Raw genomic sequence first — 14,365 nt, 5'->3', positions numbered from 1 at the left:
CGTCAGGCGGGGAAGTCCTCCTCCCACCACTCCTGCGGCGAGCGCGTGAGCCGCTGCTCCTCGCGCCGGCGCAGCTCGGCCCGCTGGGTCTTGCCGGAGATGGTCTTGGGCAGCTCGGCGAACTCGATCCGGCGTATCCGCTTGTAGGGGGCGAGATGCTCGCGGGCGTGGGCGAGGATCTGCTGCGCGGTCCGCGCCTCCGGCCGGTAGTCGGCGGCGAGTGCGACGTACGCCTTGGGCACGGCCAGGCGCAGCGGCTCGGGTGAGGGCACCACCGCGGCGTCGGCGACGGCCGCGTGCCGCAGCAGCACGCTCTCCAGTTCGAAGGGGGAGATGCGGTAGTCGGACGCCTTGAAGACGTCGTCGCCGCGACCCAGGTAGCGGAAGAGGCCCTCGGCGTCGCGGGTGGCGAAGTCGCCGGTGTGGTAGAGGCCGCCGTGCAGGGCGCGCGCGGTCGCCTCGGGATCGCCGAGGTAGCCGCTCATCAGGCCCAGGGGCCGGCCGGCCAGCGGCAGGCAGATCTCGCCCTCCGCCGAGCCGTCCAGGACGGGGGTGTTGGTCCGCGCGTCGAGCAGGGCCACGTCGTAGCCGGGCAGCGCCCAGCCCAACGCGCCCTCCACCGCTGGCATCCCCGGCGGGGTGCCGATCTGGGCGGTCGTCTCGGTCTGGCCGTAGCCGTCCCGAACCGTGACGCCCCAGGCGTCGCGGATGCGGTGCACGACCTCCGCGTTGAGCGGTTCCCCGGCGGCCACAGCCTCGCGCAGCCGCACCGGCCACCGGGTCAGGTCCTCCTGGATGAGGCTGCGCCACACGGTGGGCGGCGCGCAGAAGGAGGTCGCCGCGCAGCGCGACATCATCTCCAGCAGCGGACGGGCCGCGAACCGGGGCTGGTTGACGACCAGGACCGTCGCCTGCGCGTTCCAGGGGGCGAACAGACAGCTCCAGGCGTGTTTCGCCCACCCGGGCGAGGAGATGTTCAGGTGCACGTCACCGGGGCGCAGACCGAGCCAGTACATGGTCGACAGGTGACCGACCGGATAGCTCAGCCCGGTGTGCCCGACCATCTTGGGACGGGCCGTGGTGCCCGAGGTGAAGTAGATGAGCGACGGCTCCTCGGGCCGTGGCCGTACCGCCTCCCGCAGCGGTGCGGCAGCGTAGGCCCGCTGGTAGTCCTGCCAGCCCGCCACCCGTTCCCCGACGGCGACACGCGTCCAGCCGCCGCGCAGGCCGTCGAGCCTGGGGGTGAGGTCGGACTGCACGATGACGTGCCGCACCGCGCCGCGCTCCAGCCGTTCGGCCAGGTCGTCGGGGGTCAGCTGGACGGCCGCGGGGATGACCGCGGCGCCCAGCCGGAACGCGGCCAGCACGCACTCCCACAGCTCCACGCGGTTGCCGAGCATGAGCAGGACGCGGTCACCGCGCCGCACGCCGATCGACCGCAGCCATCCGGCGACCCGCCGGGACCGTTCGGCCAGTTCGGCGAAGCTCAGCGCCGTGTCGGCGAGGACCGCGCCCTGCCGGTCCAGGTCGACCACGCGCAGCGCGGTGGCGTCGTTGCCGTCGGAGATGACGTCGAACCAGTCCGCGACCCAGCTGAACGTCTCGCCGAGTGCGGGCCGGGGGAAGGCGCGGGCACGCGGCAGGTCCCCGTAGGAGGACAGCAGGTGGTCGCGGGCGCGCCGGAACGCTTCGGTCGCTTCACGCATGACGGCTACCTCCCGTTGAAGGTGGCGCGGCCGGGCCCGTCGGCGGCGAAGGTCCGCATGCCGGTCAGCCGGTCCTCGGTGGCGAACAGGGCGGCGAACACCGACCGTTCGATGGCCAGTCCCGAGGCCAGGTCGGTCGCCAGACCCTGGTCCACGGCCGTCTTGGCGGCGTGCAGGGCCAGTGCGGGACCCTTCTCGAAGCGCCGCGCCCATTGCAGCGCGCTCTGCAGCACCTGGCCGGTCGGCACGACCTGGTCCACCAGGCCCAGCTCCAGGGCCTCCTGCGCACCGACCTGGCGGCCGGTGAAGATGAGCTCCTTGGCCTTGGCCGGGCCGATCAGCCGCGGCAGCCGCTGGGTGCCGCCGGCTCCGGGGATGACGCCGAGCAGGACCTCGGGCAGCCCCAGGCGGGCCTCGGTGCCGCAGATGCGGGCGTCCGCGGTCAGCGCCAGCTCGCAGCCGCCGCCGAGGGCGGGCCCGTTGATCGCGGCCACCACCGGTTTGGGGATGGCGGCCACCGCGTCGAAGGCGCCCTGGAGGACGGGCGCGTGCCGCACCATCTCGGCGTGCGTCATCGCGGCCATCTCCTTGATGTCGCCGCCGGCCGAGAAGGCCGTGGGCCCGCCGTACAGGACCACCGCGCGGATCCGCTCGTCGCCGGCGGCCTGCTCGGCCGCGGCGCGCAGTGCCGACTGGGCCGCACGGTCGAGCACGTTCAGCGGCGGCCGGTCCAGGCGCAGGATGCCCACCGCTCCGTCGAGGTCCAGCCACGCGGAGAGGCGTTCCACCGTGGGTGCGCTCGTCATGACCACAGCAGACCTCCGTTCACTTCGAGGACGTGCCCGTTGACGTAGCTCGATTCGGGACCGGCCAGGAACAGGGCCGCGTCGGCGGCCTCGTCGGCGCCGCCGGGCCGGCCGAGCGCCAGCCGGGTCTTGTAGCGCGCCCAGATCTTGTCGTTCTCGGTGAGCTGCTGGCCCATGCCCTCGTCGAGGATGCCCGGGGCCAGGGAGTTGACCAGGATGCCGCGGGGGCCGAGCTCGATGGCGCTGACGCGGGTGAACATCTCCACCGCGGCCTTGGTGGCGCAGTATCCGGCCGCTCCGACGGCGACCCGGGTGGCCATGCTGGAGGAGACGTTGACGATGCGGGCGGCCCGGCTGCGTTCCAGGTAGGGAATCGCCGCCTGGGTGCACAGGAACACCCCGGTCAGGTTGGTGGCCACCATGTCCTGCCAGTCGGTGACCGGCAGCCGGTCCACCCGCCCGTCCCGGCTCACACCGGCGTTGGCGACCAGGATGTCCACGCCGCCGAAGCGCTCGGCGGTCTCGGCCATCAGTGCGGCGACCGAGTCGGGACTGGTGACGTCGACCGGGACGTAGGCGCCGCGGCCGGGGGAGAGGTCGAGGACCTCCTTGATGTCGTACGGGTTGCGTGCGGCGCACACCACCTGCGCGCCCTCGAGCAGGTAGCGCTCGGCGATCGCGCGGCCCAGTCCCCGGGAGCCCCCGGTGATCACGGCTGTCTTTCCGGCGAGCCTCATCATGATCCTCCTTGCCTGACGTCGGGGACCGGGAGCACGGCGCAGCAGCCGGCCGTACCGATCACATCGAAGGGCGATCCGCAGCCGCGGCAGTCGTAGGGCACCTTGCAGACCGCGCCGCCGAAGCGGCCTGCCCGTACGACGTCGTCGCCGGCGCAGTAGGGGCATCGGGGCGTGGTGCCCGCCACGCGGTAGCCGGCGGTGCGCAGGGCGTCATGTCCGGCGGCGGTCACCGCGGCGGGCTGCCACGTGCCGCGCTCCCACACGATCTCGATTCCGTGCCCGGGCGCGGCGTCGGTGAGAGCGGAGCGCACCCGCCGGGCGATCTCGCCGCGGGCGGGGCAGCTGAGCCGGGTGGGGGCGAGATGGACCACGATCCGGCCGTCGGTCCGGGACACCGAGCGCACCACTCCGAGGTCGCCCAGGTTCACGTCGATCTCCGGATCGCGCACGTCGGCGACGACGCCGGTGAGCGGGTCGGGGGGCGGGGTGGCGGCGGCCGCAGGGGCGCTCACAGGAACACCTCCGGGGCGTAGTGCTCGCGCACGAGGCGGCCGCGTGCGAGGCAGTCGGACAGGACGCTGCCGCCCGTCCCCGCGGCTCGCGGCACCGGCAGGTGCGGCAGGCGTGAGCCGGGGACGCCGCTGTCGCCGACCAGGGCGGCCAGACGCGCGTGGAGCGCGTCCGTCACGGCGTCCTGCGGGCCGGCGCCGAACAGGTCGCCGGCGCAGTGCGTCACCTCGGTGAACGCCCGCGTGAACTCGTCACTCGTCTCGGGCCAGGCGGCCAGCGCCCGTGCCCATCGCCGCCAGTGGTCCAGGTGGACCAGCTGTTCGTCGCGAATGGCGGCGAACGCGGGCTCGTCGTCGGCGCGACCCTCGGCGAGCACGCTGACGGCCGCGGCGATCACCAGCCCGCACACCACGGTGGACGGCCAGTCGCCGAGCCGCCCGATGACACGGGACACCCGCCACTGTTCCTGCGGCCGCTCGAAGAAGTGGGCGTCGGCGGCGGACGCGTCGAATGCGTGCAGCGTCAGGATCGTCTCGGCGTGCGCCAGCGCCTCCTGTCCGATCGAGCCGACCGCCAGTGACTCCTCCAGATCGATGTAGTCGACGATGCGTTCGCCCAGCCGGTTGCCCAGCACGAACAGGTCCTCGGCAAGTGCCAGCCACAAGCGGCTCGGGGCGGAGTCGGTGGCCCCGCGCGTGTCGTCGGAGCGGTCGGACGCGGCGCCCGCGGGCTGCTGCGGCGGGGCGGCGGTGTCCGGGGCGGCGGAGCGGTCGCGGCGGCGGGTGGTGGGGAAGCCGGGCTGGCGGTGCGGCATCCGGGTCTTGGCGGCGAGCAGGCCGCGGTCACCGGCGCTGGAGACGATCAGGTCGGTGCGCCGTACGACCCAGAGCCGGAAGAGGTCGTCGCGGCGCCCGTAGGTCTCCTTGGCCAGGTGCCAGGCGGCGTCCCGGTGCGGCGCGACGAGGGAGCCGACGTGGTTGAGCGGCGATCCGCTGCCGGTCTGTGCGAACACCTCGTAGACGTCGGTGTCGGTGGGAACGTGCGGCATCACGCCACCCCCCGCAGTGCGCGCCGGTATCGCGCGTTGCGGTCCAGGGCACCGCGCACCCAGTCCAGCCGGCGCTGCGACGCGGGGCCGCCGCCTGCGATGACCTTCTTCACCTCGGCCCAGTCGGGCATGGCGAACTCCCACTCGCCCGAGGGCAGTTGACGGGCCAGTGCGGGATCCACGTGCACACCGAGCTTCTCGAAGACCGGAATGATCTTGCTGAGCCAGGCCTGGCGCAGTTCGTCGTTGCCGTCGGGCTTCAGGCCGATCTGGTGCATGCGGTTGGCCTGCAGGGTGTCGGTGTCCGGCGGGCCGAGGTAGGCCAGCACCCGCGGCAGCCACGTCTCGAACCCCTCCTGCACGCGGCGGCGCTGGTCGGCGTCGCCGTGCGTCAGCACCTCGTGGGTCAGGTCCAGGGCGTGCTGGTAGTGGAAGGACTCCTCGCGCTCGATCTTCCGCAGCGCCCGGCCGTAGGGCAGGTAGACGCCCTTCATCAGCGACCGGAACTGGAAGATCGCCGCCGAGTTCATCAGGAGCAGCCCCGGGCCGAACTCCTCCCAGGAGGCGAAGGAGTAGTGGAAGATGTTGTGCACCTTCGAGCGGCCCTCCAGGTAGTCCACCAGGATCCGCTCGCGTGGCATGCCCAGGTCCTCGGCGACCCGTGCGGCCACATGTCCGTGGCCCACCTCGTCCTGGACCTTGGCCATCAGCATCTGCCGCCGGGTGCAGCTGGGTGCGCGGTCCAGCCACTCGGCGAACGGCAGCACGCCCACCAGCTCGTTGAGAGCCTGGACGGTGGCGAACCGCCTGGCACCATCCCGCACTTCGTCGGGCATCGGGTCCCACAGTTCGTAGCAGCGGAGTCCCGCCGCTGTCGCGGTCGGCATGTCGTGTTCCTTTCGCAGCGCTTGCATGGTTGGCAGCGGTGTCGCGGGGGAGGGCTCAGTACCAGCGGACGACCACGGCCCCCGCGGTCATGCCGCCGCCCACTCCGGCCAGCACCAGGCGCTCGCCCCGGCGAAACGGCCGCAGTTCGTTCTCCGCGCGCAGGGTGAGGGGGATGGAGGCGGTGGCGGTGTTGCCGAACTGCGGTGCGGTCAGCGGCACTCGGTCGGGGTCGACGCCGAGCTCGCGCGTACACGCCTCCACCAGGCGGGTGTTGGCCTGGTGCAGGATGAAGCGGTCCACGTCCGCCAGCCGCACCCCGGCCGAGTCGAGCGCCTCGCCGATCACCTTGGGCAGCACGCCTAGCGCGTAGTCGCGCACCTCGCGGCCCCGCATGCGGAACAGGTGCTCGCCGGCTTCCCGGCTGCGGGCGTCCAGCGGCGTACGGGTGCCGCCGGCGGGCACCTCGACCAGTTCGCGGTGCTCGCCGTGGGCGACCAGCCGCCAGCCCAGCACGCCGTACCCGTCGGGCACCGGACCGAGCAGCACCGCGCCGGCCCCGTCGCCGAAGAGGCTGACGGTGCGCCGGTCGGAGCGGTTCATCAGCGAGGAGTACATGTCGGTGCCGACCACCAGGGCGTGGTCGCCGCCCTCACCGGCCAGTCGTGCCGAGAGCATCGAGTCGGCGACGGCGAGCGCGTAGAGGAAGCCCGAGCACACCGCGTTGACGTCGAACGCCGGGACGTCGGACAGGCCGAGCTTGTTCTGGAGGATCGCCCCGGTGGAGGGCTGCGGCTGGTCCGGCGTGGACGTGGCCACGACCATCACACCGAGCCGGGCCACCGCCTCCGGCAGGCTGCCCAGCGCCTCGCGAGCGGCGTGCAGCGCCAGGTCGGAGGTGGCGGTGCCGGGTTCCCGGTACCTGCGCTCCAGGATGCCGGTCCGCTCGACGATCCAGCTCTCCTCCGCGCCCGTCCACTCGGCGACCTGGGCGTTGTCTATGACCAGCGGCGGGACGTGACCGCCGAGGCCGAGGAATCCGAAGCCCATCACACACCCTTCGCCGAAGCCCGGTCGTGCGACGGACCGTCCGGTACCTGGACGACGGCGCAGGCCCAGGTCCAGGCCGCCCCACCGCTGATCACCAGCGCGACGTCACCCGGCTCGAGCGGCACCCGGTCCCGCATGTCGACGAGATTGGAGAAGAAGTCGCCGCACCCGAGGTGGCCGGTGGCGGAGCCGAACCGCAGGGCCTCGGCCTTGAGCAGTTCGTCGAGCACCGGGCCGTAGATGGAGTCCAGCAGGCTCGCCCCGAGCCGGGGCAGCGCGATGTACTTGATCCGCGGGTCGTCGGGCGCCAGCCCCGCGTCGTGCAGGCTGTCCGTGATCACCTTGCGGATGTTGCGGCCGGCGATGGTCTCGAACTTCTCCTTGCCGTACGCCGCCATGTAGGACTTCTTGGGAGTGCGCAGGTCGATGAAGCCGTCGTGCCACATGGGAGCCGGGCTGAAGTCGTTGCCGTGCCGCATCATCAGCTCGAACTGGGCATCGGTCGCGGTGGCCAGGGACAGCAGGGCGTAGTCGTCGGGCTCCGCGTCGCCTCGGTGCACCAGGGCCGCGGTCCCCGCGTCACCGAAGCCGAGCCCGTAGTCGGAGGTCCAGCGGTCCATGCCGGGAGGGCAGAACCGGTCGCCTGTCGTGACGAGCACGGCACCGAGCCCGGGGTCCGCCTCCAGGTGCATCCCGGCCAGCTGGAGGGCCAACGAGCCGGCGTTGCAGCCTTGTTGGACGCCGTAGGGCGTGGCGTTGCCGGCGCCCACCGCTTGGGCCACGTAGTGCGGCGGCGACCACATGTCATGGCCCTGGTGGTAGATCCAGGTGTGCAGGACCAGGCCGATGGCGGAGGGGCTCCAGCCCGCCCTGCTCAGTGCGGCGCGTCCGGCCTCCGCCGCCATCTCGGGAGCGGACAGGGTGGCCGAGAACGGCAGGTGGCTGACGCCGAGCCGCTCCGCGTCCGAGTCGGTCAGCTTCCCGGTCGCCACGGCGTCCTCGACGTTCTCGCGGTCCGGTGGAAACCATGAGGTCACGGTCTTGATCCGCAGATCGTTTCCGAATTTCATGCAGGCTCCTTCGAAAGCTCGGGATCCGTGTCGAGTGCGGGTCGCCGGCCGACGAGCGGGGCCGGGTGAGTGCTCGGCGGTTCGTCCGGCCGGGAAGAGGGGGACGCCGTTCAGGCGCAGTGCGATACGCAGGTCCTTGACCACCGGGATGGTCATCGGCGCACCGGGCCACCGGTGGCTTCCGGCTCACCTTCGCATACCTTCGCAGAGGTATGTAACTGTTACGGGCTGTGGCACCCGAGAGCGAGCACCGGACCGCACCGGCCCTGCGGGTGTCACCCATGGTGCCTGCACCGTCGCGTGCCGTCGGAGTCGCGCGGCGGTCTCCGCCCTTGTGCAAGTGAGGACCGTCCTCACTTGCACAAGGGGGTCCGGCCCCCTGTGCGGCCCGTGCCGCGGCCGGGAGGGTGTGCCTCAACTTGGTGATCCCGACGTGAAGTTGGCCGATCCCGGCCCCCGCTCCAGATTTACATACCTTCACGAAGGGATTATTCTCGGGCGCAGAACCCACCTCGGGCGGCCACCGCCCCGCTCACCCCGAAGGAAGAAGCCACCCCATGGCCAGCACAGACTCCCGATCGCCACGGTGGGCCGGGTACACACTCGCCCTGCTGGCGTTCACCCAGTTCATCGTCACCATCGACTACAACATCGTCTACGTGGCGCTGCCGGACATCGGCAGCCAGCTCGGCTTCTCCGCGCAGTCGCTGCAGTGGGTCGTCAGCGCCTACGCGGTCGCGCTCGGCGGACTGCTGCTGTTCGGAGGCCGCGCGGCCGACCGGATCGGCCCGCGACGCATGCTGGTGACCGGACTCGTCATCTACGCGCTCTCCTCCCTCACCGGCGGACTCGCCCAGAACGCCGGACTCCTGGTGGCCGCCCGCGCGCTCCAGGGTGTGGGCGGCGCGCTGCTGACGCCGGCGACGCTGATGCTCATCTTCACGACGTTCGCCCCGGGCCCGGAGCGGAACCGGGCCACGTCCGTGTGGGGCGCCGTCGGCAGCGCGGGCCTGGCGGCAGGCTCACTGTTCGGCGGGGTGCTGACCAGTGCCTTCGGCTGGAGCTGGGTCTTCTTCGTCAACGTCCCCCTCGCGCTGATCGCGGCGTTCGCCGCCACCCGGATCCTGCCGCCCGACCGCCCGCTCGGCACCGGCCGCAGCTTCGACGCCCTCGGTGCCGCAGTCGCCACCATCGGTTCGACGCTGCTGGTGTTCGGCCTGGTCAGCGGCCCGGACAAGGGCTGGGGCTCACTGGAGGGCCTCGGCGCACTGACGGCCGGCACGCTGCTGCTGGCGGTCTTCGTGCTGATCGAGAAGCGCTCCGCCGACCCCCTGGTGCCCCTGAAACTGTTCCGCCTGCGGGGCCTGAACGTCCCCATGCTGGCGCTGATCGTCTTCCAGGCATCTCTGGGCGGTACGTACTACCTGCTCACCACCTACCTGCAGTCCGTGCTGAACTACAGCCCGTTCGCCGCCGGGATCGCCTTCCTGCCGCCGACCGTGATCTGCATGGTCGTGGCGATGAAGCTCAACGCCCGCGTACTGGGTCTGCTGGGGGTCCGCACGACGCTCTTCCTCGGCACCGTCGGCACCGCCGTCGGACTGGCCGCGATCATCGCCGGCATGTCCACGCACGGCTCCTACTGGGCACTGGTTCCGGGTATCGCGGTCTGGGGCGCCGGCGGCGGCTTCGCCTTCCCGTCGCTCTTCGTCGCGGTGGCGTCCTCGGGCGCCGAACCGGCCCAGCAGGGAGTCGCCTCGGCACTCGCCTCCACATGCCGTCAGATCGGCGGCGCCCTCGGCCTCGCGGCTCTGGTCGCGGTGGCCAACGCCCACGCCGGCCACAACCCCGACCCGCACGCGCTGGTCGGCGGACTGCGGATGGCGGGGTGGGTCGCGGCCGTAGGGACGCTCGGCGGCGCGTTCATCGGACTCGGCCTGAAGAAGCAGCCCCGGCCGGCCCCCACGCCCGCCACCGCCCCGACGTCGACGCCGGACGTCACCGACGCCGCCACGCAGGCGGGCTGACGCCACCCCGACCCAGCGAGTGACCCGGGCTCCCGCACCCCGACCGGTACGGGCGCCCGGAACAGGGACACCGCGGCGTGTGCACGACGCGGACCACCGATGGCACGGACGGCGCCTACGAGTGCCCACCGCCGCAACGGCGGCCGCGGCACCACTCGCCGACCGTGCCTCGGCCGTGGCGAAGCCCCTGTCCCGACGGCCGGACAGACGGCGCAGGACGGCGACCCGCCCCCGGCCACCCTCTGCACGGTCGGCAAAGGGGCAGCCGCTGCCCCCTCTCCCACGGGGGCGACGACCACGCACGGAGTCCTTCGGCACCGCGATCCGCGAGATCAAGGACGACAGGAGCTTCTCGATGTTTGTCCAGACCAACCCATCCGCCGAGGCCGAGGCACCTCCCGCGAAGGAGGTTCGCCGGCTGGACCGGGTGATCATCCGGTTCGCGGGGGACTCCGGCGACGGCATGCAACTGACAGGCGATCGCTTCACGTCGGAGACCGCGTCGTTCGGAAACGACCTGTCGACCCTGCCGAACTTCCCGGCCGAGATCCGCGCGCCTGCCGGGACCCTGCCGGGTGTGTCGTCCTTCCAGTTGCACTTCGCCGACCACGACATCCTCACTCCCGGGGATGCGCCGGACGTGCTGGTGGCGATGAACCCGGCCGCGCTGAAGGCGAACATCGCCGATCTGCCGCGCGGCGCGGAGATCATCGTCAACACGGACGAGTTCACCGAACGTGCACTGACCAAGGCCGGATACCCGACAAGCCCGCTCGCGGACGGCTCGCTGGACGGCTACAGCGTGCACCCGGTACCGCTGGGGACCCTGACGGTGGAGGCACTGAAGGAGCACGGACTGTCCCGCAAGGAGGCCGAGCGCAGCAAGAACATGTTCGCGCTGGGCCTGCTGTCGTGGATGTACCACCGGCCCACCGAGGGCACCGAGAAGTTCCTGCGGTCCAAGTTCGCGAAGAAGCCGGCCATCGCCGAGGCGAACCTCGCCGCGTTCCGCGCGGGCTGGAACTTCGGGGAGACGACGGAGGACTTCGCGGTCTCGTATGAGATCGCCCCGGCGACTGCCGCCTTCCCGGCCGGGACCTACCGCAACATCTCCGGGAACCTGGCTCTCGCCTACGGCCTGGTCGCGGCCTCGCGCCAGGCCGATCTGCCGCTGTTCCTGGGCTCGTACCCGATCACTCCGGCCTCGGACATCCTGCATGAGCTGAGCCGGCACAAGAACTTCGGTGTGCGGACCTTCCAGGCGGAGGACGAGATCGCCGGCGTCGGTGCGGCGCTGGGCGCGGCGTTCGGGGGTTCGCTGGGGGTGACGACGACGTCGGGTCCGGGGGTGGCGCTGAAGTCGGAGACGATCGGCCTGGCGGTGTCGGTGGAGTTGCCGCTGCTGCTGATCGACATCCAGAGGGGCGGGCCGTCGACGGGTCTGCCGACCAAGACCGAGCAGGCGGACCTGCTGCAGGCGATGTTCGGGCGTAACGGCGAGGCGCCGGTCCCGGTCGTCGCCCCGTGCACGCCGGCGGACTGCTTCGACGCCGCCATGGAGGCGGCGCGGATCGCGCTGACGTACCGCACGCCGGTGTTCCTGCTGTCGGACGGTTACCTGGCCAACGGCTCCGAGCCGTGGCGGATCCCGGACACCGGTGAACTCCCCGACCTGCGCGTTCAGTTAGCACAGCACCCCAATCACACTCTGGATGACGGCAGTGAGGTGTTCTGGCCGTACAAGCGCGACGAACACACCCTGGCGCGACCGTGGGCCATCCCCGGCACCCCAGGCCTCGAGCACCGCATCGGCGGCATCGAGAAGCAGGACGGCTCGGGCAACATCTCCTACGACCCGGCCAATCACGATTTCATGGTCCGCACCCGCCAGGCGAAGATCGACGGCATCGATGTCCCCGATCTGGACGTGGACGACCCGCACGGCGCGTCCACGGTGGTACTGGGGTGGGGCTCGACGTACGGCCCGATCACCGCGGCGGTTCGCCGGCTGCGCGCAGCCGGCGAGTCGGTGGCGCAGGCGCACCTGCGCCATCTCAACCCCTTCCCGCGCAACCTCGGCGAGATCCTGGCCCGTTACGAGCGCGTGGTCGTGCCCGAGATGAACCTCGGTCAGCTTGCCACGCTCCTGCGCGCGAAGTTCCTGGTGGACGTCCGCTCCTACAACCAGGTCAACGGCATGCCGTTCAAGGCCGGGCAGCTTGCCGACGTACTGGAGGAAGTCATCCATGCCGACTGAACTCAAGCTCACCGTCAAGGACTTCAAGTCCGATCAGGAGGTGCGCTGGTGCCCCGGCTGCGGTGACTACGCGATCCTGGCGGCCGTCCAGGGCTTCATGCCGGAGCTGGGTCTGGCCAGGGAGAACATCGTCTTCGTCTCGGGCATCGGCTGCTCCTCCCGCTTCCCGTACTACATGAACACCTACGGCATGCACTCGATCCACGGCCGGGCACCCGCCATCGCGACCGGGCTCGCCGCCAGCCGGCGGGACCTGTCCGTGTGGGTGGTCACCGGTGACGGCGATGCCCTGTCCATCGGCGGCAACCACCTCATCCACGCGCTGCGCCGCAATGTGAACCTGAAGATCCTGCTGTTCAACAACCGGATCTACGGCCTGACCAAGGGGCAGTACTCGCCGACCTCGGAGGTCGGCAAGATCACCAAGTCGACGCCGATGGGTTCGCTGGACGCGCCCTTCAACCCGGTGTCGCTGGCGATCGGCGCGGAGGCCTCCTTCGTCGCCCGCACCATCGACTCCGACCGCAAGCACCTGACCGAGGTACTCCGTGCGGCCGCCGCCCATCCGGGCACCGCGCTGATCGAGATCTATCAGAACTGCAACATCTTCAACGACGGCGCCTTCGAGGCCCTGAAGGACAAGCAGCAGGCCGAGGAGGCGGTGATCCGGCTGGAGCACGGGCAGCCGATCCGCTTCGGCAGACCCCTCGCGGACAACAAGGGCGCCAAGGGTGTCGCGCGGGACCCCGCCACCGGCGACCTGCAGATCGTCGACGTCACCCCGGACAACGAGGAGCGAATCCTCGTCCATGACGCCCACGCGGCATCCCCAGCCACGGCTTTCGCCCTCTCCCGCCTCGCCGACCCGGCCACTTTGCACCACACCCCCATCGGCGTGCTGCGCTCGGTCGACCGCCCGGTCTACGACACCGAGATGGCCCTGCAGCTCGACACGGCCGTTGAGTTGCAGGGCGAGGGCGACCTCACCGCCCTCCTCGCCGGCGGCGACACCTGGACTGTGCCGCCGGCTCCGGGCAGCCACCCGCTATGACAACCCGTCAAAATGTGCGATCGGCACCGGCGGCAGAGTCGTCTCCGTCGACCTGGATGCGCAATCGCCGCACATCCTGGTCAACGCCAGCACCGGCGGCGGCAAGTCGGTCACGTGAGACAGCAATGAGCGACAGCAATGAGCCTATGTCGGAACGGAGTTGACGGTTCCAGTCGTACGCAAGGCCGTCACTGTGACGGTTCCGCATACGTTTTGGCCCGGCGTCTCCAGGCCCGGCAACGTGCTGCTCTGACAACCCCTGGTGACTCGCTGCCGGACTCAGCGGTCCTCACCGCATGCGCCCACAATGTCGCCTGCTCCCTGACCCACCAACCGGGTGCCAGCCCGGCTCGGGCCGACTGCCCCTCGGGGTCACCACGCCCAGCACTGCCACGACGGGCGGACCAGCTCGAATACAACAACACCTACAACCAGTTGCCCCAGCACCTCGTCGCCGAGGGCCATGGCCAGCAGCAAGGGGGTGGTAAATGAGCACCTGATTTGGCGAGTGAGCGTGTCAGTTGGCGGCACCGACGCCCGAGTGGACGGTCGCGGAGTAGTCCAGTCCTGGCAGTCGGCGGGTGCGGCCAGGTAGGCCCCGGGTGTCCACAGCTGTACAGGGGCCGACGACAGGGCGCGATCGTCCTCACGTGAGCTTCGTCGAACTCTTGAGCACCGGTGTCGTAGCCGTTGTTGCGGGCGTCATCGTTGACCTGACCGGCTGGTTGGGGCGCCAGTGGCGCGTACGTTCCTTGGCGCTACCACCGGCGTCACCACCGCACTCGGAGGAGGATCCGCCCATGGGACGACCCCGTCAATTCAGCAAGCCCGATCTGCCTTTCGGGATCCCATCGGACTCTCATCGATCTGCTCCATGGCCTCCACCTCAAGGGCGGCGGCAAAATGTCCTTACGGAGCATCGCCGAGCGAGCCCGCCAGCCGCACAACACCGTGCACAAGGCGCTGACCGGGACGGAACTCCCGACCTCCACGTGGCCATCCAGCTCGAGGCGGTTGCTGCCCTTGTGCGCGGTCTCGATGTCCCGGCGGACGGTAGTCCCCTTTCGCGGAATGCAGGGCGCAATCTTAAAAGAATGTCTCGGTGGCTAGGGTATCCGTATGGTGCTGTCTGATCCCAGATTCTACACAGTGCATCAAGGTGAGCATAATCGCGTGCAAGGCCGAACTATCCAGGGTGACAAACGGTCAGCCTGC

At 70.9% G+C, this 14,365-nt stretch carries 11 protein-coding genes; 3 read left to right on the top strand and 8 right to left on the bottom strand.

Features of this window, described 5'->3' with window-relative positions; genetic code table 11:
* Positions 1–2 precede the first annotated feature (2 nt).
* Genes ACIBW9_RS42415 through ACIBW9_RS42380 form a run of 8 tightly spaced genes read right to left on the bottom strand, consistent with a single transcriptional unit; the run spans position 3 to position 7,815 of the window.
* Positions 3–1,706, bottom strand: a complete 1,704-nt coding sequence (locus ACIBW9_RS42415) for an AMP-binding protein (protein WP_398964205.1) — start codon at positions 1,704–1,706, stop codon at positions 3–5.
* 5 nt (positions 1,707–1,711) lie between these two features.
* Entirely contained in the window at positions 1,712–2,512 is an 801-nt protein-coding gene (locus tag ACIBW9_RS42410; RefSeq protein ID WP_398964202.1) for an enoyl-CoA hydratase/isomerase family protein, read from the bottom strand.
* Entirely contained in the window at positions 2,509–3,249 is a 741-nt protein-coding gene (locus ACIBW9_RS42405) for an SDR family NAD(P)-dependent oxidoreductase (protein WP_398964199.1), read from the bottom strand. The genes ACIBW9_RS42410 and ACIBW9_RS42405 overlap by 4 nt, the downstream gene beginning before the upstream one ends.
* Positions 3,249–3,764 carry an iron-sulfur cluster assembly protein gene (locus ACIBW9_RS42400; RefSeq protein ID WP_398964196.1) on the bottom strand — a complete coding sequence of 172 codons (516 nt, stop codon included), beginning with the start codon at positions 3,762–3,764 and terminating at the stop codon, positions 3,249–3,251. The genes ACIBW9_RS42405 and ACIBW9_RS42400 overlap by 1 nt, the downstream gene beginning before the upstream one ends.
* Positions 3,761–4,810: a Phenylacetic acid catabolic protein gene (locus ACIBW9_RS42395; RefSeq protein ID WP_398964193.1), complete on the bottom strand. Its 1,050-nt coding sequence runs from the start codon at positions 4,808–4,810 to the stop codon at positions 3,761–3,763. The genes ACIBW9_RS42400 and ACIBW9_RS42395 overlap by 4 nt, the downstream gene beginning before the upstream one ends.
* The gene (locus tag ACIBW9_RS42390; RefSeq protein ID WP_398964190.1) at positions 4,810–5,697 is read right to left on the bottom strand and encodes a Phenylacetic acid catabolic protein; all 888 of its coding nucleotides are present in this window, start codon (positions 5,695–5,697) and stop codon (positions 4,810–4,812) included. Before ACIBW9_RS42390 ends, ACIBW9_RS42395 begins: the two co-directional genes overlap by 1 nt.
* 55 nt (positions 5,698–5,752) lie before the next feature.
* Positions 5,753–6,745: a 3-oxoacyl-ACP synthase III family protein gene (locus ACIBW9_RS42385; RefSeq protein ID WP_398964187.1), complete on the bottom strand. Its 993-nt coding sequence runs from the start codon at positions 6,743–6,745 to the stop codon at positions 5,753–5,755.
* On the bottom strand, positions 6,745–7,815 hold the full coding sequence (locus ACIBW9_RS42380) for a ketoacyl-ACP synthase III family protein (protein WP_398964184.1): 1,071 nt from the start codon (positions 7,813–7,815) through the stop codon (positions 6,745–6,747). Before ACIBW9_RS42380 ends, ACIBW9_RS42385 begins: the two co-directional genes overlap by 1 nt.
* Positions 7,816–8,372: 557 nt before the next feature.
* Between ACIBW9_RS42380 and ACIBW9_RS42375 the strand changes: the two genes are divergently transcribed.
* The 3 genes from ACIBW9_RS42375 (at position 8,373) to ACIBW9_RS42365 (ending at position 13,150) form a co-directional block, all read left to right on the top strand.
* Positions 8,373–9,842, top strand: a complete 1,470-nt coding sequence (locus tag ACIBW9_RS42375) for an MFS transporter (RefSeq protein ID WP_398964181.1) — start codon at positions 8,373–8,375, stop codon at positions 9,840–9,842.
* A 355-nt stretch (positions 9,843–10,197) separates the two neighbouring features.
* A complete protein-coding gene (locus tag ACIBW9_RS42370) occupies positions 10,198–12,099 on the top strand; it encodes a 2-oxoacid:acceptor oxidoreductase subunit alpha (protein WP_398964178.1) in 1,902 nt (633 codons plus the stop codon).
* A complete protein-coding gene (locus ACIBW9_RS42365; protein ID WP_398964175.1) occupies positions 12,089–13,150 on the top strand; it encodes a 2-oxoacid:ferredoxin oxidoreductase subunit beta in 1,062 nt (353 codons plus the stop codon). The genes ACIBW9_RS42370 and ACIBW9_RS42365 overlap by 11 nt, the downstream gene beginning before the upstream one ends.
* Positions 13,151–14,365 lie beyond the last annotated feature (1,215 nt).

It is taken from the genome of Streptomyces sp. NPDC049541 (assembly GCF_044465725.1).
Taxonomy (GTDB): domain Bacteria; phylum Actinomycetota; class Actinomycetes; order Streptomycetales; family Streptomycetaceae; genus Streptomyces.
This window is presented reverse-complemented; position numbering and strand designations above follow the sequence as displayed.

What these genes read in the sequence shown, in the direction of transcription:
- ACIBW9_RS42415 (WP_398964205.1), bottom strand. Translation starts at nt 1,706, where the DNA reads ATGCGTGAAGCGACCGAAGCGTTCCGGCGCGCCCGCGACCACCTGCTG.
- ACIBW9_RS42410 (WP_398964202.1), bottom strand. Translation starts at nt 2,512, where the DNA reads ATGACGAGCGCACCCACGGTGGAACGCCTCTCCGCGTGGCTGGACCTC.
- ACIBW9_RS42405 (WP_398964199.1), bottom strand. Translation starts at nt 3,249, where the DNA reads ATGAGGCTCGCCGGAAAGACAGCCGTGATCACCGGGGGCTCCCGGGGA.
- ACIBW9_RS42395 (WP_398964193.1), bottom strand. Translation starts at nt 4,810, where the DNA reads ATGCCGCACGTTCCCACCGACACCGACGTCTACGAGGTGTTCGCACAG.
- ACIBW9_RS42390 (WP_398964190.1), bottom strand. Translation starts at nt 5,697, where the DNA reads ATGCCGACCGCGACAGCGGCGGGACTCCGCTGCTACGAACTGTGGGAC.
- ACIBW9_RS42385 (WP_398964187.1), bottom strand. Translation starts at nt 6,745, where the DNA reads ATGGGCTTCGGATTCCTCGGCCTCGGCGGTCACGTCCCGCCGCTGGTC.
- ACIBW9_RS42380 (WP_398964184.1), bottom strand. Translation starts at nt 7,815, where the DNA reads ATGAAATTCGGAAACGATCTGCGGATCAAGACCGTGACCTCATGGTTT.
- ACIBW9_RS42375 (WP_398964181.1), top strand. Translation starts at nt 8,373, where the DNA reads ATGGCCAGCACAGACTCCCGATCGCCACGGTGGGCCGGGTACACACTC.
- ACIBW9_RS42370 (WP_398964178.1), top strand. Translation starts at nt 10,198, where the DNA reads ATGTTTGTCCAGACCAACCCATCCGCCGAGGCCGAGGCACCTCCCGCG.
- ACIBW9_RS42365 (WP_398964175.1), top strand. Translation starts at nt 12,089, where the DNA reads ATGCCGACTGAACTCAAGCTCACCGTCAAGGACTTCAAGTCCGATCAG.